Raw genomic sequence first — 1,418 nt, 5'->3', positions numbered from 1 at the left:
AATCCGTCATAAGTGAATTTGTAACCGCGGACTGTACTTTCGTTCCCGGACTTCCAGGTCATGCTGCTGATATTGCCATTGTACTTCGCTGTACCCACACCCGTGTTGTAGTACACGTTCTGTGTGAAGCATGTACCGCTGATGCCCGTCAGCCAGCTACGCAGGTTGTAGGCATATGTCAGTTTGTTGATGCTCGTTCCGTGATACTGCTTGGTCAGCAAACGACCGAAGTTGTCATAAGTGGCTTTTCCACTGCCTCCCAATGTATGCTCCACCTTGCTCACCCTGTCAGCATAGTCGTAGCTGTAAGTGTATACTTCCTCTCTTGTAGTCTTTCCGGAAGCGGGAAGTAAATAAAAAACTATCCTAACATGCAAGATATAGTAATATCTGATGTTAGGATAGCAATTAAATAGATTATTTCAAGAATATAAAATACTTATTTATTTAAGATATACAAAACTCCAGTTTCGCAATCTGTATTAAGATAAACTCCATGATGAAATAACAAATAAATCAAATATTTTTCTTCTGGATATGACAAACCAACAGAAAGTACACCTTTCTCATTAAAAAGCAAAGAAATAAGATTTTCTACTTTTCCTTTATAAATTGAATCTATGTATGGCTGTGGAGTTACCATACAGTCCATTTCCTTTAGTGAACAAAATGTAATGCTGTCTATACCCAATGTCTGTTCTAATAAAATTGGAAAAAGTTCATATCGATATTTCTTATTAGCTACCCCATCATTCAGAAATAGGTACATATCTCCTTCTCTTGGAACTATCGAATATACACTATCTTTGTATTCTATATTCATTGCAACAAAAGGGCTTTGCCAAGTAGAATCAACAAACATATCTTCATACCTCTCACTTGTTTTATGTACACACATTACAAATAAGAGATTAATACCCAACATAAGGATAATCTTATTCCAACAGTTTTTGGGGTATTTTCCTTCCACGATATTCCGTTCTTTTTGCATCTCCTGTTCTTTTTCTAATTTTATTCTCAGTATTAATAGCACGAATTTCTCTCATGGGTATTCCATTTCCTATATTTTCATAAGACATAATACCTTTATCTACATCCGACGAATGCTGTAACTCATGGATTAAACCAATTCTTGGTGTCCGATGATTTCCATTAATATCCGTTTTAACATCAGGGTCATAATTTATAATGCTTCCTTGCGGAGTGTCTTTTTTAGCTTTTTCTCTATCAAATCCTGAAGAATTAGACTCTCCTCGTTTAGTCCTTGTTATTGAATGAACATTCTTACTTTTCTCCAGTTCAATAATCATCTCACCAATTTCCTTATCATCCTTCTTAAGTTGCTGCAAATCTGCTTTCACGTCCTTTTGATACTTGGTATCAAATCCAAAGAACATTTTCACATTATCTATCAAACC

2 protein-coding genes and 1 pseudogene are annotated in these 1,418 nt (G+C 35.5%); all 3 read right to left on the bottom strand.

The window, feature by feature from the left end; genetic code table 11:
- Positions 1-377, bottom strand: a pseudogene (locus tag DW800_RS03990) (RHS repeat-associated core domain-containing protein); the annotation flags it as partial.
- 62 nt (positions 378-439) lie between these two features.
- The gene (locus tag DW800_RS03985) at positions 440-991 is read right to left on the bottom strand and encodes a hypothetical protein (RefSeq protein ID WP_035447393.1); all 552 of its coding nucleotides are present in this window, start codon (positions 989-991) and stop codon (positions 440-442) included.
- Positions 936-1,418, bottom strand: a 483-nt coding sequence (locus tag DW800_RS03980) for a M91 family zinc metallopeptidase (protein ID WP_119957835.1), incomplete at its 5' end; no start/stop codon positions are given. The genes DW800_RS03985 and DW800_RS03980, both read right to left, overlap by 56 nt.

Source organism: Bacteroides sp. AM32-11AC (genome assembly GCF_003603515.1).
GTDB classification, from domain to species: domain Bacteria; phylum Bacteroidota; class Bacteroidia; order Bacteroidales; family Bacteroidaceae; genus Bacteroides; species Bacteroides uniformis.
Note: the sequence above shows the minus strand (reverse complement) of the source record. Positions and strands in the feature narration are given on the sequence as shown.